This window comes from Mesorhizobium sp. M1C.F.Ca.ET.210.01.1.1 (assembly GCF_004791585.1).
In the GTDB taxonomy this organism is placed as follows: Bacteria; Pseudomonadota; Alphaproteobacteria; order Rhizobiales; family Rhizobiaceae; genus Mesorhizobium.
Map to the genome: position 1 here is coordinate 17437 of NZ_SRUU01000041.1, position 26373 is coordinate 43809.

Genomic DNA, 26373 nt, shown 5'->3' on the forward strand with positions numbered 1-26373 from the left:
TTTTTGTCTCCAAGGCGAAGGTTTTCAAAGCACCTTCGCCTGTCTTGCGGCATCGCGCAACGGAAGAAAGCTCTCTGGAGCGGGATCAGACGACGACGACCGGGTTCTTCTTCGATACGCGGTTGTAGAGGTCGATGATGTCCTGGTTGATCAGGCGCACGCAGCCGGACGACATCGCCTGGCCGATGCTCCACCATTCCGGCGAGCCGTGGATGCGGTAGCCGGTGTCCTTGCCGTCCTGGTAGATGTAGAGCGCGCGGGCGCCGAGCGGGTTGGTGAGGCCGCCGGGCTGACCGCCCTGCCATTTCACCAGCTCCGGCTTGCGCTTGATCATTTCCGGCGGCGGCGTCCAGACCGGCCATTCGCGGCCATACTGGATACTGGCGCGGCCCGACCAGCGGAAGCCGTCCTTGCCGATGCCGACGCCGTAGCGGATGGCATCGCCGCCCGGCTGGACCAGATAGAGCATGCGCTCCGCAAGATGGACGACGATGGTGCCGGGCGCCTCGCCCGTCTTGTCGACGACGATCTGGCGGCGGAATTCGGGCTTGACCTTCTGCCATGGCACGGCGGGCACCCGGAAGCCGCCATCGGTGAGGGAAGCATACATCACGTCCGGGCCGGTGATGTTCTTGTCGACGCTGATCGCCGGGCGGATCGGGTGGACGGACCCCGTGACCGTATCGTCGAGCTGCAATTGCGGCAGCTCGAGCGTCTCGATAGTGCTGCAACCGGCCATGCCGAGCAGCGCCATGGCGCCCATGCCGGAAAGCATGGCACGGCGGGAGAGCGGAATTTCGGTTTCGACAGTTTCGCCGTTCGAAGGCGGCGTCATACCTTGCGGCAACTCGCGCATACACCAAACCCTACGCTGTCGGCGGGAAGCACGGTCCGGCCGAATGAAGGGCATTTTCACCAGTCATGGTTGAAAAAGGGTGAAAGGACGCGAACCGGGTTTAACCCTAACAGCCCGTTACTTTGCTGAAGGATGACGCCAGCCGGCGACGAAGATTCACTCGATTGCCCTCTTTACAATCGCGACGACCCGAGGATTTATCCTGTTCTTTGCGCTCAAGGAGTAAGGAAATGTCCTTCGAAAACTGGGCTGCCTTTGCCGCCGCCTCCGCCATCCTTCTCGTCATCCCCGGGCCGACGATCCTCCTGGTCGTCTCCTATGCGCTGGGCCAGGGCTGGCGCACGGCGCTGCCGATGGCGGTCGGCGTCGCGCTCGGCGACTTCACCGCCATGACGCTGTCGATGCTGGGCATCGGCGCGCTGCTCGCCGCCTCGGCCACCGTTTTCACGATTCTCAAGGTGATCGGCGCCGGCTACCTGATCTATCTCGGCATAAAGCTATTCCGCGCCGGCGGCGCGCTGAAAGCCGAGCCGCGCACCGACGTGGTGTCGGCGGCAAGGATGATGGCGCATGCCTGGCTGGTGACGGCGCTCAACCCGAAGAGCATCACCTTCTTCGTCGCCTTCCTGCCGCAGTTCCTCGACCGGCACGCCGATTTCTGGACGCAGATGCTGATCTTCGAAGCGACGTTCCTGGCTTTAGCCTTCAGCAATGCCTTCGGCTATGCGCTGGTCGCATCCAGGACCCGCGCGATCGTGCGCAACCCAAAGGCGATCCGCATCTTCAACCGCACCGGCGGGACATTGCTGGTCGGCGCCGGCATCGCCACGGTGGCGATGCGCTCGGGGAATTGAGGCCAGGTCCAGCCGAGCATCGTGAAAGCCCGGCGCGCGCCGGTTGGCGAGCCGATTGTCGGTGTTCTAGGATTGCGTCCAGTTCGATCGGGACTGTAGCATCGAAGGACACCCAATGGCGCTGAAGGACGCATTCGGCCTGGCTTACTCAGGCGCCACCGACGCGGGGTTTTCGTCCTACGGCCGGGCAGTCCATGAGCTGCAGTGCTTCATCGGCGATCCGGTCGCTTCCATTGACCGCGCCATCGCCGATGATCCCGGCTTCGTGATGGCGCATGTGTTCAAAGGCTATCTGTTCGGCCTCGCCACCGAGCGGGAGGCAATGGCTGTCGCGCAATCATGTCATGCCGCGGCGCTGCCGCTGGCGGGCACCACGCGCGAACAGGCGCATGTCGCAGCACTTGGCCATCTCGCCAATGGACGCTGGCATGACGCCGCCCGCATCCTTGAGGATATCGCGATCGACGATCCGCTCGACGCGCTGGCGCTGCAGGTGGGGCACCAGATCGATTTCTTCACCGGCAATGCCCGCATGCTGCGCGACCGCATCGCCCGGGCGCTGCCGGCCTGGCAGAAGGCCATGCCTGGCTACCACGCCGTGTTGGGCATGCAGGCCTTCGGGCTGGAGGAGATGGGCGACTATGGCCGCGCCGAGAGCTTCGGCCGACAGGCGGTCGCGATCGAGCCGCGAGACGGCTGGGCGCAGCATGCGGTCGCGCATGTCTTGGAAATGCAGGGCCGGCAAAAGGACGGCATCGCCTGGATGCGCGCCAACCCGGAGGCGTGGACCAAGGACAGCTTCCTCAAGATCCACAATTGGTGGCATCTGGCGCTTTTCCACTACGATCTCGGCGAGGTGGACGAGGTGCTCAGGCTCTATGACGGGCCGATCTACGGCGAGCGTTCGACGCTGGCGCTAAACATGGTCGATGCCTCGGCGATCCTGTGGCGCCTCCATCTCGGCGGCCTCGATGTCGGCGAGCGCTGGGCAGCACTTGCCGCGAACTGGATGCCGAAGGCCGCAGCCGGCAATTATGCCTTCAACGACACGCATGCGATGATGGCCTTTGTCGGCGCCGGGCTGGCGGCGCCCGCGCAAACCTTGCTCGAGGCGCAGCGCGAGGCGATGCGCGGCAGCGACGACAACGCCGCGTTCACACGCGACGTCGGCCATCCGCTGACACTTGCCGTCAAGGCGTTCGGCGAGGGCAACTATGACGAAGCGGTGCGCCTGATCCGACCGATCCGCTCGATCGCCCATCGCTTCGGCGGCAGCCATGCGCAACGCGACGTGATCGACCTGACGCTGATCGAGGCCGCGCTGCGCGCCGGCGACGGGGCCCTGGCGCGGGCGTTGGCCGCCGAGCGCCAACTGGCGCGGCCGGAGAGCCCGCTGTCGGCGCTGTTCTCACGGCGCGCGGCCGATTTGTCAGAGAATTGACCCGAGGCGGATCTTGTCATAAGAACTGGCCAAGCCAGATTTTTTCGAGATCCGAAAAAATTAATGGCAGTGGGAGGACATCATGTATCTCGGCCTCGACCTGGGCACATCGGGCGTCAAGGCGCTGCTGATCGATGATCGGCAGAACGTCGTCGGCTCCGGCCATGGTTCGCTCGACGTGTCGCGGCCGCATTCCGGCTGGTCCGAGCAGGATCCCGCGCATTGGATCGAGGCCAGCGAGGCGGCGATTGCCGAGCTCAAGGCCTCCCATCCGAAGGAGCTGGCGGCGGTCAAGGGCATCGGCCTTTCCGGCCAGATGCACGGCGCCACGCTGCTCGATGCCGGTGACCATGTGCTGCGCCCGTGCATCCTGTGGAACGACACGCGCAGCCATGTCGAGGCCGCCGCCCTCGACGCCGATCCGCGCTTCCGCAAGCTCACCGGCAACATCGTCTTCCCGGGCTTCACGGCGCCGAAGCTTGTCTGGGTGAAGAACAACGAGCCAGCGATCTTCGCCAAGGTCGCCAGGGTGCTCTTGCCCAAGGACTATCTGCGGCTCTGGCTGACCGGCGAGCATATTTCGGAGATGTCGGATTCGGCCGGCACATCCTGGCTCGATGTCGGCAAGCGGCAATGGTCCTCCGAACTGCTTGCCGCGACATCGCTCGACGAAAAGCAGATGCCGTCGCTCACCGAAGGCACGGCGAAGGCCGGCGCCTTGCGCGGCGAACTCGCCTCGAAATGGGGCATTGCGGCCGGCATCCCGGTTGCCGGCGGCGCCGGCGACAATGCGGCCTCGGCCTGCGGCATGGGCACGGTCGGCGCCGGCAACGCCTTCGTGTCGCTCGGCACGTCGGGCGTGCTGTTTGCCGCCAACGCTTCCTACCTGCCCAATCCGGAAAGCGCGGTGCACACCTTCTGCCATGCGCTGCCCGCCACCTGGCACCAGATGGGCGTGATCCTGTCGGCCACCGATTCGCTCAACTGGCTGTCGGAGATCACCGGAAAAAGCGCCGGCGACCTGACCGGCGAGCTCGGCGACGCACTCAAGGCGCCGACAGGCGTCTCCTTCCTGCCCTATCTCTCCGGCGAGCGCACGCCGCACAATGATTCCACCATCCGCGGATCCTTCACCGGGCTGGCGCATCAATCGAGCCGGGCCGTGCTGACCCAGGCCGTGCTCGAGGGCGTCGCCTTCGCCTTCCGCGACAGCCTCGAGGCGCTGAAGAAGGCCGGCACGACGCTGACCCGGGTGACTGCGATCGGCGGCGGCTCGCGCTCGCGCTACTGGCTGAAGGCGATCGCCACGGCGCTGCAACTGCCGGTCGACATCCCGGCCGACGGCGATTTCGGCGCCGCCTTCGGCGCGGCCAGGCTCGGCCTGATCGCCGCGACGGGAGCCGATCCGATCGCCGTCTGCACCGCGCCAGCGACCGATGCCACAATCGAACCGGATGCGGCGCTGGGCGGCGCCTTCGCTGACGCCTACGGGCGCTACCGTGCGCTCTACCCGGCGATCCGGAGCGCCACGGCGTGAGCAATCACTCACCCACGCCGCGGCATCGCGGCTCACTGCGCCGGCACCTTGTCGAGGAAGCCGGTGACGCTCTTCAGGCGGCCATTCTCGATGACGCCGATATCGGTGCCTTCGATGACGGACTCCGCGCCCTCCGGCCCCAGGTTCCACGAGAAGCGGATGCGGTCGGCGAAGCCGTCGGGTTCACCCTTCAGCGAGAAGCGGAAGCCGGCAAAGCGCTGCTGCACGCCGTCGATCAGCGCAGCGATGCCTGCATGGCCGTCGCCCTGCATGACCGGGTCGCGATAGCTGACGTCGCTCGTGAAAGCCGCGTCGAGCAGAGCCTTGCGGCGCACCGCGTCGCTCTCGTTCCAGGCGGTGATGTAGTTGCGGGCGATCGTGTTGAGGTCGGTCATTGTCTTCATCCTTCGTTGGATCGTTTCGACATGACCCTTTTCGCGCCAGGGAAGAGCGAAACCAATTACGCCTGAGGTAATCGGGCAGAAGCACTCGGAGAGGAACGAAACCATGAACAGCGGCTTTTTCGGCGACATCAAGAAGATCAAGTATGAAGGGCCGGATTCGACCAATCCGCTGGCCTACCGGTTCTACAATCCGGACGAGGTCGTCGCCGGCAAGCGGCTGGAAGACCATCTGCGCTTTGCCGTCGCCTATTGGCATTCCTTCGCCTGGCAGGGCGGCGATCCGTTCGGCGGCCAGACCTTCGACCGCCCCTGGTTCGCCAAGACCGGCGGCGTCGACACAATGGAGCTGGCCAAGCTCAAGGCCGATGTGGCCTTCGAGATGTTCTCGCTGCTCGGCGCGCCGTATTTCTGCTTCCACGACGCCGACGTCCGCCCCGAAGGCAAGGATTTCTCCGAGAGCGCGGCGCGCCTCGAGGAGATCGCCGATTATTTTTCGGCCAAGATGAAACAGACCGGCGTCAAGCTGCTCTGGGGCACGGCGAACCTGTTCTCCCATCGCCGCTTCATGTCGGGCGCGGCCACCAATCCCGATCCGGACGTCTTCGCCTATGCGGCGGCGACGGTGAAGAGCTGCATCGACGTCACCAAGCGGCTGAAGGGCGAGAATTACGTGCTGTGGGGCGGGCGCGAGGGCTATGAAACTCTGCTCAACACCGACCTTGCGCGCGAGCAGGAGCAGGCCGGCCGCTTCCTCAACCTTGTCGTCGACTACAAGCATAAAATCGGCTTCAAGGGCACGATCCTGATCGAGCCGAAGCCGCAGGAGCCGACCAAGCACCAGTACGACTACGACGTCGCGACCGTCTACGGATTCCTGAAGCGCTTCGGGCTGGAAAAGGAGGTCAAGCTCAACATCGAGCAGGGCCACGCGATCCTTGCCGGCCATTCCTTCGAGCATGAGCTGGCTTTGGCCAACGCGCTCGGCATCTTCGGCTCGATCGACATGAACCGCAACGACTACCAGTCGGGCTGGGACACCGACCAGTTCCCCAACAACGTGCCGGAAATGGCTCTGGCCTATTACCAGGTCCTGCAGGGCGGCGGCTTCAAGACCGGCGGCACCAATTTCGACGCCAAGCTCAGGCGCCAGTCGCTCGACCCGGAGGATCTGCTGATCGGCCACATCGGCGGCATGGATTCTTGCGCGCGCGGCCTGAAGGCAGCAGCTAAGATGATCGAGGACAAGGCGCTGTCCGCCCCGCTCGCCGAGCGCTATGCCGGCTGGAACACGGCCGAGGCCAAGGCGATGCTTTCCGGCAAGCGCACGCTGGAAGAGATCGCCGAGCGCGTGGTGAAGAAGAAGATCGAGCCGCAGCCGCGCTCCGGTCGGCAGGAGCTGCTGGAAAACATCGTCAACCGCTACGTTTGACGACCGGGCCTGAAACGGCTTTTCGCGGGGCTGAAACCGACGACAAGGTTTTGCCCCGCCTCGCCCTTCAATCGCCTCTCTCTTGCCTTCAAACAGCCGTCACGGACTTACTATATTGGGGACATGTGGCGGGAAGGAAAGAAGGAGGCGAAACGTATGCAGCACGAACGCGAAATCGACGCCCTGCTCTCTCCCAGCGAGGCTGGTTCGATCATCGATCGGCTGATGGCGCTGCCGCATTCGAAGGACGGCGCCCGCAAGACAAATGAATGGGATCGCGCGGTCGCCGCGCGGCTGGAAACGGCGCTGGCCAGGAGCATGCGCTCGCGCCTTGTCGGCGAAGGCCGCGACGCTGCCTGATTCTTCCATGGCCTGAATCTTTCTTGGCCTGATTCTTCCCTGGTTTGACGAACGGAGAGTGTTTCTCCATCCTACCCCGATGATACGCGCGGTGCTGCTCGATCTTCTGGGTGTCGTCTATGACGGCGACACCCAGATCGCAGGCGCAGCGACTGCGGTCGAGCGGCTGCGACAGGCTGGCTTGCCGCTGCGTTTCGTCAGCAACACGACGCGTTCGCCGCGCGCAAGAATCATCGCGCAGCTTGCCGCCATGGGCATAAAGGTTGGCGACGAGGAATTGCTGACGCCGGCGCGCGCCGCGGTCGAATGGCTGCGCAGGCATGGCCGCCAGCCGCATCTGCTCGTCCACCCCGACCTCGTGGTCGAGTTTTCCGGACTGGAAGGCGGGAGCGGGCGAGCCGTCGTCGTCGGCGATGCCGGCGAAGCCTTCAACCATGCCAGCCTGAACCGCGCTTTCCGTGAACTTGCGGCCGGCGCCGATTTCGTGGCGCTTGCCGTCAACCGCACCTTCAAGGATGCCGACGGCCTGCCCAGCCTCGATACCGGCGCCTTTGTCGCGGCGCTGGAATTCGCCAGCGGGCGAAGCCCTGTCGTACTCGGCAAGCCGTCGCCGGATTTCTTCCTCTCAGCGCTTGCCGGCTTGAACTGCCCGGCGGCCGACGCGGTCATGATCGGCGACGATGCGGAGAGCGATGTTGCCGGAGCGCTTAGTGCCGGGCTTGGCGCGGCGCTGCTCGTGCGGACGGGCAAGTACCGCCCGAATGACGAGACGAGATTCGATCCGGTCCCGACGGCAGTGGTCGACGACCTCGGCGCTGCGGCCGACTGGACACTCAAAGCGCGCCGCATTGAAGCGGCTTCAGGCGACGCGCTTTAAGCCGTTGTTTGATGCATATCGCAGTCCCAAAACCGCTGCGCACTTTGGGGCGATATGCATTAGCCACGCCGCAGCCTGACCGGCGCCTCGCTGAATGCCCGAGAAAACGCCCTGGAGAATGCCGCGGCCGACGAAAAGCCGGTACGCCCGGCAATGTCGGCCATGGCGATGCGCGTGTCGACCACCAGGCGGCGGGCGGCGCTGAGGCGCAGCCTCAGATAGTAGGCGCCGGGCGTCTCGCCGATCGATTTGCGGAAGATGCTCTCCAGCGTCCTCGCCGTCACGCCGGCGCGCTTGGCGACGGCATCGATGGTGAGCGGCTGGTCGACATGCGCTTCCATCAGCCGGATCGCCTGCGCCAGCCGCGGATCGTAGCCGTCGAGCCGGCCGAGCGAGACCAGCGGCTGCGCGTCGGTCGCGGCACGCGCCTGGTCGTAGATGAAGACGCTTGCCACATCGAGCGCCGCCGCCATGCCTAGCCTGGTGCGGACCAGGTGCAGCATCAGGTCGAAGGTCGGCGAGGCGCCGCCGGAGGTGAAGACCGGCCCGTCGATGACATAGCGGTCCGGCCGCACGTCGACGCCGGGAAAGGCGGCGGAGAAATCCTCCATGTCTTCCCAATGGGTGGTGGCGCTGCGGCCTTCGAGCAGACCGGCGCGCGCCACCAGCCAGGTGCCGGCCTCGACACCGCCGCAGGCGCGGGCCGCACGCGCCGCCCTGCGCAGGCCGGCAAGCAGCGCCGACGTAGCGTAATTCTGCGTGCCGAAACCGGCGACGACAACCAGCATATCCGTCGGCTCGGCGGCATCGAAGCGGCCACTGACGGCAACCGGCAGGCCGCAGGTGGTCACCGGCGCCTCGCCTGTGACCGAGACCAGCTTGAAATCGAACAGCGTCTCGCCGGAAATGCGGTTGGCGGCGCGCAGCGGGTCGACCGCCGAGGCCACGCACATGATCGACGAGCCGGAGAACACCAGGAACGTCACCTTGAGTGGCTCGCGCTCGGACCGAAAGATGGTCGACTTTTCGCTTTTCATCATGAGAACTTCGTAAAACGCAAAACAGTTTCCGGCAAGTGAGTCATTCTTGGGACAGTTTCGGTGCATGTCGTTATCCCAAAACCGGTTCCCACTTTTGGGCGACATGCATGGCTGATCAAATTTGGGAGGAACGACCATGCCGCTCGCGATGAACCGTGAGGTCTTCATTACCTGTGCCGTGACCGGCTCCGGCGGCACGCAGGACCGCAGCCCGCATGTGCCGCGCTCGCCCAAGCAGATCGCCGATTCGGCGATCGACGCCGCGAAGGCGGGCGCCGCGATCGTCCATTGCCACGTGCGCGATCCCGAGACCGGCAAGCCCAGGCGCGACGTGCATCTCTACCGCGAAGTGACCGAGCGCATCCGCGAGGCCAATGTCGACGTGGTGCTGAACCTCACCGCCGGCATGGGCGGCGACATGGTGTTCGGCTCGCCGGAGGCGCCGCTGCCTTTGAACGAAAAGGGCACGGACATGGGCGGCGCCACCAACCGCATGGAACATGTGCGCCAGTGCCTGCCGGAGATCTGCACGCTGGATTGCGGCACGATGAACTTCGCCGAGGCCGACTATGTCATGACCAACACGCCAGGCATGCTGCGCGCCATGGGCGGCATGATGACGGCGCTGGGCGTCAAGCCCGAGATCGAGGCCTTCGACACCGGCCACCTGTGGTTCGCCAAGCAGCTGGTCGAGGAGAAGGTGCTGAACCCCGACGCTCTGGTGCAGCTCTGCATGGGCGTGCCGTGGGGCGCGCCGGACGACCTCAACACCTTCATGGCGATGGTCAACAACGTGCCGTCGACCTGGAACTGGTCGGCCTTCTCGATCGGCCGCAACCAGATGGCCTATGCCGCCGCCGCGGTGCTGGCCGGCGGCAATGTGCGTGTCGGGCTGGAGGACAATCTCTGGCTCGACAAGGGCGTGCTGGCGACCAACGCGCAGCTCGTCGAGCGCGCCGCCAGCATCGTCACCAATCTCGGCGCCAGGATCCTCGGGCCGGAAGAAGTGCGCAAGAAGCTCAACCTCACCAAGCGGGCGCCGATCGCGGCATAGTTTGAGGGGAGTCGCAGATGGCTACCGTCAAATTCACCGCAATGAAGGACGGCGACAGGGAAGACTACGAATTCCTGACCGCCCATGAGATCGACTATGCCGGCAAGACGGGCGAGCGGCTGCTCGATGCGCTGGTGCAACTCGACGAAGGGCTCTCCGGCTACAAGATCACCCGGCTCGGCCATTCGCTGCAGGCCGCCACCCGCGCCTGGCGCGACGGCGCCGACATCGACTGGCTGGTCTCGGCGCTGCTGCACGACATCGGCGACATCTACGCGCCGTACAATCATGACGAATATGCCGCGACGATCCTGAAACCCTTCGTGCGTGAGCAATGCACCTGGGTGGTGGAAAAGCACGGCGATTTCCAGCGCCTTTACTATGCGCATCATCTCGGCGGCAATCGGCATGCCCGCGACCGCTTTGCCGGCCACCTCTATTTCGACGATTGCGACCGGTTCTGCGAGCGCTGGGACCAGTCGAGCTTCGACCCCGACTACGACACGCTGCCGATCGAATTCTTCCGGCCCTTCGTGCTCGAAGTATTCGCGCGCAAGGCCTACGACTCGGCGGTGATCCGCGCCGGCGAGCGAGTGCCGCTTACCGATCCCGAAACAGCCAAGACAAGAACCGGAGCCTGATCCATGAGCATCATAAACAAGGCGGCCGCCATCGGCGGCGGCGTCATCGGCGCCGGCTGGGTGGCGCGGCTGCTCTTGAACGGCATCGACGTGTCGATCTTCGATCCCGATCCCGAAGCGTCGCGCAAGGTGGGCGAGGTGATGAAGGGCGCGCGCCGTGCCTATAAGCAGATGCTGCCCGGCGGCATGCCCAAGGAAGGCAAGCTGACCTTCGCCAAAACCATCGCCGAGGCGGTGGCCGACGCCGACTTCATCCAGGAAAGCGTGCCGGAGCGGCTCGACCTCAAGCACAAGGTGCTGGCCGAGATCGACCTGCATGCGCCGGCCAATGCCATCGTCGGTTCCTCGACCTCCGGCATCAAGCCGACCGACATGCAGGTGGCGATGAAGAAGCATCCGGAGCGGCTGGTGGTCGGCCATCCGTTCAACCCGGTCTATCTGTTGCCGCTGGTCGAGATCGTCGGCGGCCAGCAGACCTTCCCGGAGGCGATCGAGGTCGCCAAGGAGCTTTATGCCTCGATCGGCATGAAGCCGGTGGTGGTGCGCAAGGAGATCGAGGCCTTTGTCGGCGACCGCCTGCTGGAGGCAGCCTGGCGCGAGGCGCTGTGGCTGGTAAAGGACGGCATCTGCACCGTCGAGGAACTCGACGACATCATGCGCTATTCGTTCGGCCTGCGCTGGGCGCAGATGGGCATGTTCCAGGTCTACCGGGTCGCCGGCGGCGAGGCCGGCATGCGCCACTTCATGGCGCAGTTCGGGCCCTGCCTGAAATGGCCGTGGACCAAGCTGATGGATGTGCCGGAATTCAACGACGAACTGGTCGATCTGATCGCCACGCAGTCGGACGAGCAGGCGAATGGGCTGTCGATCCGCGAGCTGGAAAAGATCCGCGACGACAATCTGGTCGCGATCATGGAGGCCCTGTCGAGGCAGAACAAGGGCAAGGGCTGGGGCGCCGGCGCGCTGCACAAGGACTATACAAAACAGCTCGCCAGGCTGGCGGCGAAGAAGCCGACCGCCACCAAGGCCACGGCGACTAAGCCGGCGAAGAAGGCCGCGAAGCCGGCAAAGGCTGACAAGCCCGCCAAGACCAACAAGGCCAAGAAAAGCAAGAAAAAGGGCTGAGGCGATGCATTTCGGTCTCTCGGAAGAACAGAAGCTCATCGTCGAGACGACGCGCGCCTTCGTCGAGAACGAACTTTATCCGCATGAGCGCGAGGTGGAGCGCACCGGCGTGCTGCGCCGCGAGCTGATCGAGGAACTGAAGGCCAAGGCGATCGAAGCCGGCCTTTACGCCGCCAACATGCCGGCCGATGTCGGCGGCGCGGGCCTCGATACGGTGAGCTGGCTGCTTTACGAGAAGGAGCTTGGCCGCGCCAATTATGCGCTGCACTGGACCTGCGTGGCGCGCCCATCCAACATCCTGCTTGCCGGTACGCCGGAGCAGCGCGAGAAATACCTCTTCCCCTGCATCCGCGGCGAGAAGTGGGACTGCCTGGCGATGACCGAGCCCGGCGCCGGCTCCGACCTGCGCGGCATGAAGGCGACCGCCGTTCAGGACGGCTCGGACTGGATGCTCAACGGCACCAAGCACTTTATCTCTCACGCCGACCTTGCCGATTTCGCTATCGTGTTCATGGCTTCGGGAGAAGAGGATTCGCCGCGCGGCAAGCGTAAGAAGATCACCGCCTTCTTCGTCGACAAGGGCACCAAGGGTTTTTCGGTGCGCGACGGCTACCGCAACGTCTCGCATCGCGGCTACACCAATTCAATCCTCGAATTCGACGACTGCCGACTGCCGGCGAGCCAGGTGCTCGGCGAAGTGCACAAGGGCTTCGAGGTCGCCAACTCCTGGCTCGGCGCCACGCGGCTGCAGGTCGGCGCGACCTGCCTCGGCCGCGCCGAGCGGGCGCTTTCGCATGCCATCGAATATGCCGCGCAGCGCCAGCAGTTCGGCCAGCAGATCGGCAAGTTCCAGGGCGTGTCGTTCAAGCTCGCCGACATGGCGACGGAATTGAAGGCGGCCGACCTGATGGTGTTCGAAGCCGGCTGGAAGTACGATCAGGGCACCGTCACCGATCAGGACATGGCGATGGCCAAGCTGAAGGCCACCGAAATGCTCGCCTTCGTCGCCGACGAAGCGATCCAGATCCATGGCGGCATGGGGCTGATGGACGACCTGCCGCTGGAGCGCATCTGGCGCGACGCCCGCGTCGAGCGCATCTGGGAAGGCACTTCGGAGATTCAGCGACATATTATTTCGCGGGCGTTGCTGCGTCCGTTCGGGGCTTAGAGCATGATCGCCTCAAACCGGTACCCGGTTTGGGGAAAAGACCCTGCTCAAACGAAAAGATGACCATGCATAAACTCGAACGTCTGCTGCGCCCGAAATCGATCGCCGTGTTCGGCGGGGCGCAGGCTGCCGCCGTCGTCGCGCAGTCGATCAAGATGGGCTTTGCCGGCGAGATCTGGCCGGTGCACCCGACGAAGGACGAGGTCGCCGGGCGCAAGGCTTATCGCTCGGTTGCCGATCTCCCCGGCGCGCCGGACGCGGCCTTTGTCGGCGTCAACCGGCATCTCACCATCGAGGTTGTCAAGGCGCTGGCCGCGCGTGGCGCCGGCGGCGCCGTCTGCTTCGCGGCCGGCTTCCTCGAAACCGAGGCCTATGACGAGGACGGCGAGAGGCTTCAGGCCGAGCTTGTCGCCGCTGCGGGCGAGATGCCGATCATCGGCCCGAACTGCTATGGCCTGATCAACTATGCCGACGGCGCGCTTTTGTGGCCCGACCAGCATGGCGGCATCAGGCTGGCCGAGGGCGGCAAGGGCGTCGCCATCATCACCCAGTCCTCCAACATCGCCATCAACATGACGATGCAAAAGCGCGGCCTGCCGATCGCCTTCCTGATGACGGCCGGCAACCAGGCCCAGACCGGCCTTTCCGAAATGGCGCTCGGCCTGATCGAGGACGAACGCGTCACCTCGCTCGGCCTGCATATTGAGGCGTTTGATTCCGTAGCCGGCTTCGAGAGGCTGGCCGCTAGGGCGCGCGAGCTGAAGAAGCCGATCATCGCCATGAAGGTCGGCCGCTCGGAACAGGCGCGACAGGCGACCGTGTCGCACACCGCCTCGCTTGCCGGCTCGGACGCCGCCTCCGGCGCCTTCCTGAAGCGGCTCGGCATTGCGCGCGTCGATTCGATCCCCGCCTTCATCGAGGCGCTGAAGCTGCTGCACGTCACCGGGCCATTGCCGGGCTACAAATTGTCGTCGATGAGCTGCTCGGGCGGCGAGGCCTCCGTCATGGCCGACAGCGCCGAAGGGCGCTGGGTGCATTTCCCGACACTGACTTCTGAGCACCGCGCCCATGTCAAATCGACGCTCGGGCCGCTGGTCGCGGTCGCCAATCCGCTCGATTACCACACCTTCATCTGGAACAACGAGCCGGCGATGACCGCCACCTTCACCGTCATGGTGTCGGGAGGCTTCGACCTCAACATGCTGGTGCTCGACTTCCCGCGGCCCGACCGTTGCTCGGACTCCGACTGGTGGGCGACGCTGCGTGCCTTCGAGGCGGCCCTGAAGACCAACAAGGCGCAGGGCGCGATCGTGTCGTCACTGCCGGAGAACCTCCCGGAGGAATACACCGCCGGGCTGATGGCGCGCGGCATGGTGCCCTTGTTCGGCATTTCGGAGGCGATGGACGCCGCGCAGGCCGCCGCCTTCATCGGCTGGGCCTGGCGCGAGCCGCAGGCGCAGCCGGTCGACACCACGGCTGCGGGTGCTGCCGATGGCGGCCACGTCACCCCTGACGAGGCCGAAGCCAAGGACAGGCTGATCAAGGCCGACCTGCCGGTGCCGAAGGGCGAGCGCGCCGCCAACGCGGTCGAGGCGGTGATCTCGTCGATGGCGCTCGGCTTCCCGGTGGCGCTCAAGGCGCTCGGCGTCACGCACAAGTCGGAAGTCGGCGCCGTGCGGCTGAACCTCAAGGATGCCGAATCCGTTAGCAACGCGGCGCATGACCTGCTGCCGCTCGGCACCGGCCTCTATGCCGAGCGTATGGTGCGCGACGGCGTCGCAGAGCTGATCGTCGGCTTCACCCGCGACCCGATGTTCGGCGCGGTGATGACGCTCGGCACCGGCGGCGTGCTGGTCGAGCTGTTGCGCGACAGCGTGACCCTGATGCTGCCGGCGACGCGCGACGACATCGAGGCAGCGCTGCGCGGACTGAAGCTCTATCCGCTGCTCGAAGGCTATCGCGGCCAGCCCAAGGCCGACGTTCAGGCCGCCATCGACGCCATCGCCGGCATTGCCGGTTTCGTGCAGAAGAACGCCGGCGAGATCGAGGAGCTCGACATCAACCCGCTGATCGTTTGCGCGGAAGGCAAGGGCGCCTGGATCGCCGACGCCTTGCTGGTGCTTGGAGAAAAGAAGAATGGCTGACGTCATCACCACCCGCCGCGAAGGCGCAATCCTCGAGGTCACGCTCGACCGGCCGAAGGCCAATGCCATCGACTTGAAGACGTCGCGGCTGATGGGCCAGACCTTCAAGGCGTTCCGCGACGACCCGGAACTGCGCGTCGTCATCGTCAAGACCGCCGGCGACAAGTTCTTCAGCGCCGGCTGGGATCTGAAGGCGGCCGCCGGCGGCGATGCGGTCGATGGCGACTATGGCGTCGGCGGCTTCGCCGGGCTGCAGGAACTGCGCGACCTGAACAAGCCGGTGATCGCCTGCGTCAACGGCATGGCGGTGGGCGGCGGCTTCGAGCTGGCGCTGTCCTGCGACCTCATCTACGCGTCGGACCACTCCTCCTTCGCGCTGCCCGAAATCCGCGCCGGGACGCTTGCCGACGCGGCGACGATCAAGTTGCCGAAGCGCATTCCCTATCACATCGCCATGGACCTTTTGTTCACCGGCCGCTGGATGGATGTGGCGGAAGCGCACCGCTGGGGCCTGGTCAACGAAGTGCTGCCCAAGGAGAAGCTCGAGGAGCGCGTGTGGGAGATCGCGCGGCTCCTGGCCAGCGGCCCGCCGCTGGTCTTCGCGGCGATCAAGGAGACGGCGCGCGTGGCGGAGGCGCTGACCTTCCAGGATGCGATGAACAAGGTGACGCGGCGCCAGTTGCCAACGGTCGATATCCTCTACGGCTCGGAAGACAATATGGAAGGGTTCCGGGCGTTCGCCGAAAAGCGCGACCCGGTGTGGAAGGGGAAGTAGTCTTTCGCGCCCATGACCGACTACAAAACCCTGATCGACGCCGAGACCTGGGCCTTCATCGAGAAGACCAATTCCTATTATCCGCCCGATACGATCGACTACACGATCGCGGAGCAGCGCGCGGTCTACGACCGGATGTGCCGCGAGTTCTTCGCCGGCTATCCGCAGGGCGTGACCGCCGAGACAACCGCCATCGCCACACCCCCCTACAGCGTCCCGATCCGCATCTATCGCAACGCGGCGCCGGACCGCGCCGCGATGGTGCTCTATGTCCATGGCGGCGGCTTCATCCTTGGCGGGCTGGACAGCCATGACGATGTCTGCGCCGAGCTTTGCGCCCGCACCGGCTATGACGTTGTCTCGGTCGACTACCGGCTGGCGCCGGAACATCTGCACCCTGTCGCTTTCGACGATGTCATGGACGCCTACGAGTGGGCGGCAGGGACGTACGATTGCCCGGTCGTGCTTTGCGGCGACAGCGCCGGCGGCAATCTCTGCGCCGCCGTCAGCCATGCCACGCGCGGCCACAAGAAGAAGCCGGTCGGCCAGGTGCTGATCTATCCCGGCCTCGGCGGCGACCACTCGCGCGGCTCCTATGTGACGCATGCCGAGGCGCCGATGCTGACCAAGTGTGACCTCGAATTCTACAAGCATGTCCGTACCGGCGGCGTGGATCGGACCGGCGACATCACGCTGTACCCGCTCGCGGACGCCGATTTCGCCTACCTGCCGCCCACAGTGCTGATCACCGCGCAATGCGATCCCCTGTCCTCCGACGGTGAGGCCTATCGCGACCACGTCATCGCGGCCGGCGGCCGTGCCTGGTGGTTCGAGGAACCGGGGCTGGTGCACGGCTATCTCAGGGCCCGCCATACGGTCGGCCGGGCGCGGTCGAGCTTCACCCGCATCGTCGAGGCGGTGTCGACGCTCGGCAAGGGCGAGTGGATCTGGTGATCTTCCCAGACGGCAAGGACGCCTTTTCCGCCCCCACGATTCTCACGCTTTGAACCTTTCCGCGTCAGCCCGCGACTGACGGCCAGGCACCGCATGGCGCGGGCCGGAAAGGAAAGCCCCAATGACCAGAAACCCAGAGGCTCCACGGTCTCCGGGAGCAACCGGAGTCCAGCGCGGCCACCGTCTCCGGGACGAGGTCGACGCGCTGGGCTTTCGGCTGATTCCGTTGACCCTGCCAGGCAGCCGGCGTATCGTGAGGAGGCGGAAATTAGACAATTCGATCAAGGACGAACGAGCCGGAACGCCGCGCCTTAGCCAGGTCTGCGCGCAGAACACGGATGGTTCTTCCGACGGCTTCGGGGGGAGTTCAATGTCTTGCGACCGCGGCTCGTCCATGACTTCTCGCGCCGGCGGAATGCGCGGCGCGCTAACGACAACCGGCGGAATTCTTGCGCTGGCGCTGTCCGCCGGCCTCTGGCTCGGCGGCGTGGCGAAGGCCCAGGAGACCCGGATCATCTATCCCGGTTCGATGGCCGTGACCGGCTTTCCCGGCACCGTCATCCCCGATTTGGATCAGGGCCTGCCGCCCGGCATCGACCCGGTCGACGAAACCTTCATCGACACCTCGCAGGCCACGTTGCGCATTTTCGACGTCTCGCGGCTCGGTGGCCCGGCCTCCGGCCAGCTCGTCTACACGCCGCCGCCATTCGAGGTGACGGCGGGCCAGATCGGCGAGGTGTTCGGCCTCACCTATGACGACGGCGTGCGCGATGGCGTGCCGTCGGGCATTCCGAACCTTTATGCGGCGGCGACCTCGCTGCACGGCATCGAGATCGTCACGCCGGATGCCGACGACGACGGGCGCCCCGAGCGGCAGCGCCGCGGCACCGCGGGTGCTGTCTTCATGGATGGCCAGTTCGGCACCGAAAACGGCGGCGGACCGGGCACGATCTGGAGGATCGACGGCATTTCGGGCGCGGTATCCAAATTCGCCGACATCGACACCAACAGCGGGCCCGGCATCGGCAATCTCGCCTTCGACCCGACCCATCGTGAATTCTTCGCCTCCGATCTCGACACCGGCCTGATCCATCGCATCGACGTCGAGGGCAATCTGATCGACAGCTTCGACCATGGCGTTGCCGGGCGCCCGGCGCATGGGCTGGCCCCGGTCGCCGACGACGGCGCCGTGATGGACATCCAGGCCGCCGCCTTCGACAGCGAAGACCCGGAGACCTGGGGCTATACGCAGGATGCGCGCCGTGTCTGGGCTGTCGCCTATCATGGCGGCCGGCTCTATTACTCGGTCGGCGAGAAGGCCGAGATCTGGTCGGTCGGCATTGCGAGTGACGGAAGCTTTGCCGGCGATCCGCGCTGGGAGCTGACGGTCAAGGCAGATCAGGACTACGCCGTCACCGATATCGCCTTCGACAATCAGGGTTTCGTGTATCTCGCCCAGCGCGGTCCGGTCGAGAACCTCCACGACTACAGCGGCTTCGCCGATTCCGGCAAAGGCGAGGTGATCCGCTATTGGCGCGAGGATCCGGACGACCCGGCGACGGAATCGATCTGGGTGGAAGTGCCGCAGGAATATGCGATCGGCTTCCCGCCGGGCAACCGCCAATCGGCGGGCGGTGTCGACCTGCAATACCGCTACGATGCCGAGGGCAATCTGGACACCAGCGTTTGCACCGACACCGTCGTCAATACCGGCGACAAGCTGCGCGACAATCCGGAGCTTGCCGAGCGGCTCGCCGCCGGCGGGCCGCTTGCGGTTCATGGCGTGCAGCTGACGCCGAGCGCGCTGGTCAGGCCGGCCAATGTACCGCCCTTCGGCTCATGGTTCGTCGACTTCGACGGCTATTTCGAGGACCCGGACGTCGAAGGTCATGTCGGCGACGTCAGGGTCTGGCGCTCCTGCGAGGGCCGCGCCGGCTACTACGAGGAAATCCCCGGCGGCTTCTTGCCTCCCTTCTATCCGCCGGACTTCCCGCCGCCCGGCAACCTGCCGCCCTGCATCGATGTCGAGGACGTCCAGTATTACTGCACGCCACGCGGGCTCCAGGCCGATCTCTATCTCCATGACCACGCCGGCTTCGGCGGCGATTCGATCAAGGCTCTGTCCAAGACGCCTGGCGTCGGGGTGACCTCGCCCATGTCGCACGCGCCGGGCAAGCCCTACACGATCGACATCACCGGCCATAATCCGGGCGACACCGTCAATGTCGGGCTCTGCTTCTACCGCGAGTCCGACCGGGACAAGGGTGGCTACTACCCTTGCTGCAAGATGACGCTGCCGCTCAGGACGCCGGCCGTCGGCTGCGAAGCGCCGAGGAGGGACAGATGAGCAATCCTGCCCTTTCCCGCTTCGCGCCGTGCAAAACAGTCATGGAGACGATCATGAAACCCCTGTCATACGCCAGGCGCGGCGCGCGCTGGCTGATGGCGGCCGGTATCGCGGTCGCCATGATGCCGGCATTGCCGGCGCTTGCCCAGGACAAGGCTCCGGCCGCGACCGCCAATCCGGGATCTGCTTCTGGACAGCGCGGCATCAATCAGGAACTCGGGCGTATCGTGCCCTTCTTCACCAAGAAGGGCGGCCAGAGAGGCTGCGATTCCGTCGAATATGTCCTGAGCTTCGGCATCAATGGCGACCCGCAGGACTTCGACCGGCCAAGCGTGGCGGCCCTGCTGAAAGCGACTCGGCTCGACTTCAGGGATCAGCTTCCACACGGCTTGCAGATCGTCAGCGTCGATGTCATCGGCGACGGTACGAGCGCTTCCGGCGGACCGCTGCCCGCTGCTTCGATCAGCACATCGGCCGGCCCGAACGATACGGCGACCGTGTCCAATTTCCGGATCAGCGCTTCCAATCTCGACGGCGTCGGCGCCGCGAACGAACGCGTGATCACGTTCCGGATCACGGCCAAGATAGACCATGCCGCCTTCTCCGCGCCGGCGACGGTCGACAACCAGGGCGAGATCAAGGCTGCCCTCAGGGGCGGCCCGGCAACGACCATCCCCTCGCAGGATCCGGACAAGCCCGACGACGGCGACTTTCTCACCGGCGTCAAGACCTCGATCAAGATCGATCTGAGCAAATGCAACCCGCCGCCTCCACCGCCAAGCAAGGAATGTTTCAAGGTCGAGCGCGGCACGGTCGACTGCGTGCCCGGCGGCGGCGCCTTCATCTACCACATGCCGGTCGGCCCGGAGATGGGCGGCAAGTGGGTGCAGGTGTCGACGACGACGCCCGGCATCACCATCTTTCCCGACACCCAGCAGGTGCCTGCCGGCGGCGGCGTGCTCAACTGGAAGATCATCGGCGCATCGCCCGGCGAGACCATCCATCTCGTCGTCACCGGCATCGAGACTTACGCCGGGCCGAAGGAAGGCTGGGGGCTTTGCTGCACGCAGACGATCGACATCGTCATCCCGCGTGACCTCAAGTGCCCGCCCGAGAAGCAGCCCGACCTCAAGGTCGAGAAGCGGCCCGGCGTGCCGCGGTGCACGATGGCCGGCGGCTGCGACTTCATCATCACGGTCACCAATGTCGGCGACGCGCCCTACGACGGCAAAATCGTGCTCGACGAGGTGACGCTGCCGGCAGGCTCGACGCTCTCGTCAGGGCCGAATCCGCCTTGGGTCTGCGCGCCCGGGACGACGCCGATGACCTGCACCCATCCGGTGACCACGCTCAACCCCGGCGCTTCCGTCGACCTCAAGCTCGGCTTCAAGCCGGCCGGAGGCTGGCAGGGCAGCGTGCTGCGCAACTGCGCCGCCTATGACTACCAGGCCAGCGGCAAGCCGCTGTTCGGCAGCCAGCAGAACGACCGCGGCTGCGCCTCGATCCCGATCTGCCGCCGCGGCGATCGCGACCCGCAGTGCCAGCCTCCGGTCGAAAAGAAAGTCGACCTGATCCTGAAGAAGCGCGCCCGCATCCCGGTCTGCACGCCGGACGGCATCTGCTACTTCGTGATCGACATCATCAACAACGGCACCAGCACCTATAACGGGCCGCTGACGGTGATCGACACCTATCCGGGCGGCGCGCCGACGTCCTCGACCTTCGTGCCAAGCCCGCCCTGGACCTGCGGGCCGAACGGCCCCGGCCAGTTCCGCTGCGACACTGCCGGCATCTTGCTGCCTCCGGGCGCCTCGACGCCGATCGTGGTCAAGGCGGTGATGCCGGCAAACTACCGGCCCGACAGCGTCGAGAACTGCGCCGAGGTGAAGGCCATCCCCGGCGAGGCCGACCTCGCCAACAACAAGGCCTGCGCGACCGAGCGCATCCGCCATCCGAACGGCGGCCAGCCCGGCTTGCGCATCACCAAGGTGTGCGACGGATCGCTCGCAGGCGCGGCTTTCGTGTCCTGCCGCATCACCGTCACCAATGCCGGCACCGCCGTCCCCACCGGTCCGGTGCGGGTCAACGATGCCGCGACGCTGGTATCGGGCGGCACGCCGGTGGCCATCCAGACCGTGACGCCCGACGGCGCGGACTGGAGCTGCGGGCCGGTGCCGGCCAATACGCTGTCCTGCCAAATCCCCGGCGCCGTCATGAAGCCCGGAACCAGCCGGCACTTCGACGTTACGGTGAGCGGCAATGGCGCGTTCGAGAACTGCGCGCGCGGCTCTTTTGGGCCGGCGCCGGGCGACGACATCGTCTATCCGATCGGCCAGGCTTGCGCCAAGGGCGGCGGCGCCTCGATCATCCGCGTCGAGAAGACCGGCGACAGCGAATGCCAGCCGGGTCAGCCCTGCTCGTTCGAGATCACCATTACGAATGACGGGCCGAACGCCTTCTCCGGTCCGGTCCGCATCGGCGATGCGATCGGCATCGACGGCGTTGGCCGCCTGGACGGCGTTCCGATCACCTCGATCGACCCGCCCTTCGGCTGCTCGCCGGAGCCTGCGACGCTGCCTGCCTCCTGTATCGCCAACCTGACGCTCGGCGCCGGCGAAAGCCACACCCACCATGTCACCGTGGTCCTTCCCGGCCTTGCCAAACTGCAGGGCGCGGTCAGCGGGCAGAACTGTGTCGGCGTGCTCTCGCCGAACACGCCGGTCCAGGGTGGCGATGTGCTGTCGCGCGCCCCGACCAATGCTCAGGGCGTTCGCGGCAAAGCCTATGCCTGCCACCCCTTCTCCATCAAACGCGAGGTGAAGAACCAGTGCTCGAACGGCATGGTGCTGAACTCGACCGGCCGCTGCGCCTGCCCGGAGGGCACCAGCTTCCGCAATGGCCAGTGCTCCGGCGGCGGCGGTGTGATCATTCTGCCTGAGCCGAAGGAACCGAAGCGCTGCGTCCTGCTCAAGGGCCAGATCCGGACCGAGGACGGACGCTGCGTTTGCCCGCGCGGCACCGAGCTGCAGAACGGCAGGTGCGTGCAGGGCGAAGAGCCGCAGTGCACGCTGCGCCCCGGCCAGTACCGCGACCAGGACGGCAATTGCGTGTGCCGGCGCGGCGAGCTGGTGAACGGCGTCTGCCAGGTCGTTCCGCCGAAATGCACGATCCGCGGCGCTGTGGCGACACAGGACGGCTGCGTCTGCCCCAAGGGCACGCATCTCGACCGTGTGGTCAAGGCCTGCGTGCCCGACAAGCAGCCGCCCAGCCAATGCCGGATCCGCGGCCAGGTCCGCAATGCCGACGGCGATTGCGTCTGCCCGAAGGGCACTGAGGTGAGGGGCAAGGTCTGCGCGCCGATCAGGAAGCCGCAGACGTGCTCCATCCGCGGCCAGGTCCTTAACAAGCGCGGCGCCTGTGTGTGTCCGCGCGGGACGGAAGTCATCGACGGCGCCTGCCGCAGAGTTGACGCCGAGTGCGCCCCGGGCTCGCAGATGATCGACGGCATCTGCCAGCCGATCATCAAGCGGCGCTGCCCGGTCGGCACGACCGGACGGTATCCGGACTGCTTCCCGATCCGCAGACGGCCGGGCCTGGAGATCAATCCGAACCTGCTGCTCAATCCGAATATCCTGCAGCAACTGGTGCCGCAGCGTCAGCCACGGCGCGTGCTGCAGGACCCGGCAGGCGCGAACATTCAGAACTTCAAACCGTAGTCCCGTCGGCTGCAGACAACGGACCCGCCGGAGCGATCCGGCGGGTTTCCTTTTTTCCGAGCCGGAGCTTGCGCTTTGTGCGCCTGCTGACCCATGCGGAAAACAGGCTTCCCCTTGGCCAGACGATGGTCTAGGCAGACGCGCACGGAAGGCGCGCGCACGGCGCGCCGACGCGGATGCCGGGAGAAGGCCTTTCATGAGCAAGAAGACCCTGATCGCGCCGTCGGTGCTGGCGTCGGATTTCTCGAAGCTCGGCGACGAGGTCGAGGCGGTCGCGGCCGCCGGCGCCGACTGGATCCATCTCGACGTCATGGACGGTCATTTCGTGCCCAACATCACCTTCGGCCCGCCGGTGGTGAAGGCGATCCGCAACCGCACCAAGGCCTTCTTCGATTGCCATCTGATGATCGCGCCGGCCGATCCCTATCTGGCGGCCTTCGCCGAGGCCGGCTGTGACGGCATGACCGTGCATGCCGAGGCCGGCCCGCATCTCGACCGCTCGCTGCAGACGATCAAGGGCCTCGGCAAGAAGGCCGGCGTCTCGCTCAACCCGGCGACGCCGGAATCGGCGATCGAATATGTGCTCGACCGGCTGGACCTCATCCTGATCATGACCGTCAATCCCGGCTTCGGCGGCCAGGCGTTCATCCCGGCAATGGTCGAGAAGGTGAAACGCGTGAAGGCGCTGATCGGCAACCGCCCGATCCGCATCGAGATCGACGGCGGTGTCTCGCCCGAAACCGCGCCGCTGGTGACTGCCGCCGGCGCCGACGTGCTGGTGGCGGGCGCGGCCATCTTCAAGGGCGGCACGGTCGAGGCATATCGGAAAAATATAGAGGCAATCCGCTCGGCGGCCGACAAGGCGGCCAATTAAAGAGACGCCACTGCGCTGAAATGCATTAATCACACCGCAGCTGAACTGTCGGTCAATTCATCAAGTTGGCTCGAAAGCTCAGTTTCTTCTGCGTAGTCTTGCTTAATCGACAAATATCCCTCCCCTGTCTTAAAGTCGGATATCGTGATCTTCCGCTTGAGACGGCGATGCCCGGCTGTATGATACATGTACGGCTTTGCTTCGCCGAGGGGCCCTGGCAAACAGGGGCAAGCAATGGGAGTTCGATTGACATACGGAAATGCCGATCCGGGCGATGGCAAGGGTGCCAAGAGCACGCTGGCCAGCTCGGTCTACCATCAGCTTCGCGAGGATCTGCTGCGTGGGGCTCTGGAAGCCGAGGGCAAGCTGCGCGTCGAATGGGTCGTTTCCCGCTATGGCGCCGGCGCATCGCCAGTGCGCGAGGCGCTCAACCGACTTGCCGCCGAGGGTCTGCTCGGCCGCCATGACCAGCGCGGCTTCTTCCTGATGCCGGTGAGCGCGACCGAGCTGGAAGAGCTGACCCGCACGCGCTGCTGGCTGGAGGAGCGCGCCTTGCGCGAATCCATCGCCCATCGCACGGCCGAGTGGGAAGAACAGCTGGTGCTCGCCCTGCACCGCCTGGCGCGCGCCGATCGGCGCCAATCCGACGACCCGGCGACCAACAATCCGGAATGGGAGACGCTGCACCGCGCCTTCCATCGCGCGCTGATCTCGGCATGCCGCTCGCATTGGCTGATCGGATTTTGCGATCAGCTTTCCGACCAGGCCTCCCGCTACCGGCTGATCTCGCAGCGCGGCCCGGGCTACGAACGCGACGAGCTGGGTGAGCACCGGATGATTGCCGAGCGGACGCTGGACGGCGACGCCGACGGCGCGGTCGAAGCCTTGCTCAGCCATTACCGGCTGACGGCGGAGATGTGCATGGCGCGCTTCAACCAGGGCTACGATCCGCGGGCCGGCTCAGCCAAAGCCGCGCGCGGCCGCAAATAGCCGTCCATGTAGCTGCCCATCGCCGGCAAATCTGATATTCGCTCTGGCGAGCACTCGACGCCAGAGGAAGACATGACCAATCACCTCTTCGACGCTTTCCGCGCCCGCATCCCGGCGCCTGACCGCGTGCTGATGGAAACCGATGACGGGCGTTCGATCTCCTATGGCGACATGCTGGCGTGGTCCGGGCAATTTGCGCATGCGCTTGTCGGAGTGGGCGTCCAGCCGGGCGATCGCGTCGCTGCGCAGGTGGAGAAGACGCCGGAGGCGGTGCTGCTCTATCTCGCCTGTCTGCGCGCCGGCGCCGTCTTCCTGCCGCTCAACACGGCCTATACGCTGCCGGAACTCGACTATTTCTTCCGCGACGCGGAACCGCGGCTGGTCGTCTGCGATCCGCAAAAGGCGCCCGCCGTCCAACCGCTTGCCGCGTCGGTGGGTGCCGAGACATTGACGCTCGGCCGCGATGGGCGGGGCACGCTGGCGGATCGGGCGGCACAGCAGCGGACGGATTTTCAGGATGCCGCGCGTGGCCCCGACGATCTTGCCGCCATCCTCTACACCTCCGGCACGACGGGCCGCTCCAAGGGCGCCATGCTCAGTCACGAGAACCTCGCCTCCAACGCGCGCGTGCTCACCGAGCACTGGCGCTTCGGCGCCGACGACGTGCTGATCCACGCGCTACCGATCTTCCACACGCATGGCCTGTTCGTCGCCACCAACGTCGTCCTGATGGCCGGCGCCAGGATGCTGTTCGAGCAGAAGTTCGACCCGGGCCGGGTCATCTCGCTCTTACCCCGCGCGACCGCGCTGATGGGCGTGCCGACCTTCTATGTGCGGCTCCTGCAGCAGGACAGCCTGACAAAGGATGCGACCAGGGCGATGCGGCTGTTCATCTCCGGCTCGGCGCCGCTGCTTGCCGAAACGCACAATGCCTGGCGCGAGCGCACCGGCCACGCCATCCTCGAACGCTACGGCATGACCGAAACCAACATGAATACGTCCAACCCCTATGACGGCGAGCGGCGCGCCGGCACGGTCGGCTTTCCCCTGCCCGGCGTCTCTTTGCGCATCGCCGAGCCCGAGAGCGGCAAACCGCTTGCGCAGGGCGAGATCGGCATGATCGAGGTGAAGGGGCCGAACGTATTTGCCGGCTACTGGCGCATGCCGGAAAAGACCAAGGCCGAGTTCCGGGACGACGGCTTCTTCATCACCGGCGATCTCGGCCTGATCGACGCCGACGGCTATGTCCACATCGTCGGGCGCGGCAAGGACCTGATCATCTCGGGCGGCTACAACGTCTATCCGAATGAGATCGAGAGCGAGATCGACGCGCTTGCGGGCGTTGCCGAAAGCGCGGTGATCGGCGTCGCGCATCCGGATTTCGGCGAAGGCGTCACGGCCATCGTGGTGCGCAAGCCGGGATCGGCGGTGAGCGCGGCCGACATTGCCGGCGCCATTGCCGGGCGGCTGGCGAAATACAAGCACCCGAAGCAGGTTATCTTCGTCGCCGAATTGCCGCGCAACACCATGGGCAAGGTACAGAAGAACGTTTTGCGCGATGCCTACAAGGATATCTATGCGGCGGGAAAAGCTGGCTAATGGTACTGCGCCGTCATCCTAGGGCGAAGCAAGGAGCGAAGCGGACGCGTAGACCACCCGAGGATCCTGTGTGTTGGTTCCGTTGTATGGTTGAAGTGGGAAGGAGGCCGAGAGGATCCTGGTCGTCCTTGCGGACAGGCCGTGGCATGGCTCGGTCCCTTCCCACCAAAGAACCATCAACCTGAACA

Annotated in this window: 21 protein-coding genes; 18 read left to right on the forward strand and 3 right to left on the reverse strand. The window is 65.7% G+C overall.

Annotation, left to right across the window (positions count from 1 at the left end; translation table 11 throughout):
* Positions 1–85 precede the first annotated feature (85 nt).
* Entirely contained in the window at positions 86–835 is a 750-nt protein-coding gene (locus EN853_RS29700; RefSeq protein ID WP_245517229.1) for a L,D-transpeptidase, read from the reverse strand.
* A gap of 251 nt (positions 836–1086) precedes the next feature.
* On the opposite strand from EN853_RS29700, the gene EN853_RS29705 reads away from it, so the two are divergent.
* The 3 genes from EN853_RS29705 (at position 1087) to xylB (ending at position 4688) form a co-directional block, all read left to right on the forward strand.
* Positions 1087–1710, forward strand: a complete 624-nt coding sequence (locus tag EN853_RS29705; protein ID WP_127862604.1) for a LysE family translocator — start codon at positions 1087–1089, stop codon at positions 1708–1710.
* Between the two features lie 115 nt (positions 1711–1825).
* A complete protein-coding gene (locus tag EN853_RS29710; protein ID WP_127862603.1) occupies positions 1826–3151 on the forward strand; it encodes a tetratricopeptide repeat protein in 1326 nt (441 codons plus the stop codon).
* 82 nt (positions 3152–3233) lie between these two features.
* Complete coding sequence (gene xylB, locus EN853_RS29715; protein WP_127862602.1) at positions 3234–4688, forward strand: xylulokinase; 1455 nt, start codon at positions 3234–3236, stop codon at positions 4686–4688.
* A 32-nt stretch (positions 4689–4720) separates the two neighbouring features.
* On the opposite strand, the gene EN853_RS29720 is transcribed toward xylB, so the two are convergent.
* On the reverse strand, positions 4721–5083 hold the full coding sequence (locus EN853_RS29720) for a nuclear transport factor 2 family protein (protein ID WP_127862601.1): 363 nt from the start codon (positions 5081–5083) through the stop codon (positions 4721–4723).
* A 112-nt stretch (positions 5084–5195) separates the two neighbouring features.
* Between EN853_RS29720 and xylA the strand changes: the two genes are divergently transcribed.
* From xylA to EN853_RS29735, 3 genes are all read left to right on the forward strand, one after another.
* On the forward strand, positions 5196–6521 hold the full coding sequence (gene xylA / locus EN853_RS29725) for a xylose isomerase (RefSeq protein WP_127862600.1): 1326 nt from the start codon (positions 5196–5198) through the stop codon (positions 6519–6521).
* A gap of 156 nt (positions 6522–6677) precedes the next feature.
* A complete protein-coding gene (locus EN853_RS29730; protein ID WP_127862599.1) occupies positions 6678–6881 on the forward strand; it encodes a hypothetical protein in 204 nt (67 codons plus the stop codon).
* A 58-nt stretch (positions 6882–6939) separates the two neighbouring features.
* Positions 6940–7758 carry a TIGR01458 family HAD-type hydrolase gene (locus EN853_RS29735; RefSeq protein WP_348631618.1) on the forward strand — a complete coding sequence of 273 codons (819 nt, stop codon included), beginning with the start codon at positions 6940–6942 and terminating at the stop codon, positions 7756–7758.
* A gap of 59 nt (positions 7759–7817) precedes the next feature.
* On the opposite strand, the gene EN853_RS29740 is transcribed toward EN853_RS29735, so the two are convergent.
* Positions 7818–8798, reverse strand: a complete 981-nt coding sequence (locus EN853_RS29740; RefSeq protein ID WP_127862598.1) for a GlxA family transcriptional regulator — start codon at positions 8796–8798, stop codon at positions 7818–7820.
* 136 nt (positions 8799–8934) lie between these two features.
* On the opposite strand from EN853_RS29740, the gene EN853_RS29745 reads away from it, so the two are divergent.
* The 12 genes from EN853_RS29745 (at position 8935) to EN853_RS29800 (ending at position 26185) form a co-directional block, all read left to right on the forward strand.
* Entirely contained in the window at positions 8935–9852 is a 918-nt protein-coding gene (locus EN853_RS29745; protein ID WP_127862597.1) for a 3-keto-5-aminohexanoate cleavage protein, read from the forward strand.
* 17 nt (positions 9853–9869) lie between these two features.
* Positions 9870–10493 (forward strand): HD domain-containing protein, encoded by a 624-nt coding sequence (locus EN853_RS29750; RefSeq protein ID WP_127862596.1) that lies wholly within the window; start codon positions 9870–9872, stop codon positions 10491–10493.
* A 3-nt stretch (positions 10494–10496) separates the two neighbouring features.
* Positions 10497–11618: a carnitine 3-dehydrogenase gene (locus EN853_RS29755; protein ID WP_127862595.1), complete on the forward strand. Its 1122-nt coding sequence runs from the start codon at positions 10497–10499 to the stop codon at positions 11616–11618.
* A 4-nt stretch (positions 11619–11622) separates the two neighbouring features.
* The gene (locus tag EN853_RS29760) at positions 11623–12786 is read left to right on the forward strand and encodes an acyl-CoA dehydrogenase (RefSeq protein ID WP_127862594.1); all 1164 of its coding nucleotides are present in this window, start codon (positions 11623–11625) and stop codon (positions 12784–12786) included.
* Positions 12787–12851: 65 nt separating this feature from the next.
* The gene (locus tag EN853_RS29765; RefSeq protein ID WP_127862593.1) at positions 12852–14930 is read left to right on the forward strand and encodes an acetate--CoA ligase family protein; all 2079 of its coding nucleotides are present in this window, start codon (positions 12852–12854) and stop codon (positions 14928–14930) included.
* Positions 14923–15705, forward strand: a complete 783-nt coding sequence (locus tag EN853_RS29770) for a carnitinyl-CoA dehydratase (RefSeq protein WP_127862592.1) — start codon at positions 14923–14925, stop codon at positions 15703–15705. The genes EN853_RS29765 and EN853_RS29770 overlap by 8 nt, the downstream gene beginning before the upstream one ends.
* Before the next feature lie 12 nt (positions 15706–15717).
* Positions 15718–16659 (forward strand): alpha/beta hydrolase, encoded by a 942-nt coding sequence (locus tag EN853_RS29775; protein ID WP_127862591.1) that lies wholly within the window; start codon positions 15718–15720, stop codon positions 16657–16659.
* A 394-nt stretch (positions 16660–17053) separates the two neighbouring features.
* The gene (locus tag EN853_RS29780; protein ID WP_245517230.1) at positions 17054–19006 is read left to right on the forward strand and encodes a hypothetical protein; all 1953 of its coding nucleotides are present in this window, start codon (positions 17054–17056) and stop codon (positions 19004–19006) included.
* Positions 19003–22722, forward strand: coding sequence for a hypothetical protein (locus EN853_RS29785; RefSeq protein WP_127862589.1), 3720 nt, complete (start codon positions 19003–19005; stop codon positions 22720–22722). The genes EN853_RS29780 and EN853_RS29785 overlap by 4 nt, the downstream gene beginning before the upstream one ends.
* Positions 22723–22918: 196 nt before the next feature.
* Entirely contained in the window at positions 22919–23596 is a 678-nt protein-coding gene (rpe, locus tag EN853_RS29790) for a ribulose-phosphate 3-epimerase (protein WP_127862588.1), read from the forward strand.
* A gap of 246 nt (positions 23597–23842) precedes the next feature.
* Positions 23843–24586 carry a GntR family transcriptional regulator gene (locus EN853_RS29795; RefSeq protein ID WP_127862587.1) on the forward strand — a complete coding sequence of 248 codons (744 nt, stop codon included), beginning with the start codon at positions 23843–23845 and terminating at the stop codon, positions 24584–24586.
* 72 nt (positions 24587–24658) lie between these two features.
* Positions 24659–26185 (forward strand): malonyl-CoA synthase, encoded by a 1527-nt coding sequence (locus EN853_RS29800; RefSeq protein ID WP_127862586.1) that lies wholly within the window; start codon positions 24659–24661, stop codon positions 26183–26185.
* The last annotated feature ends 188 nt before the right edge of the window (positions 26186–26373 follow it).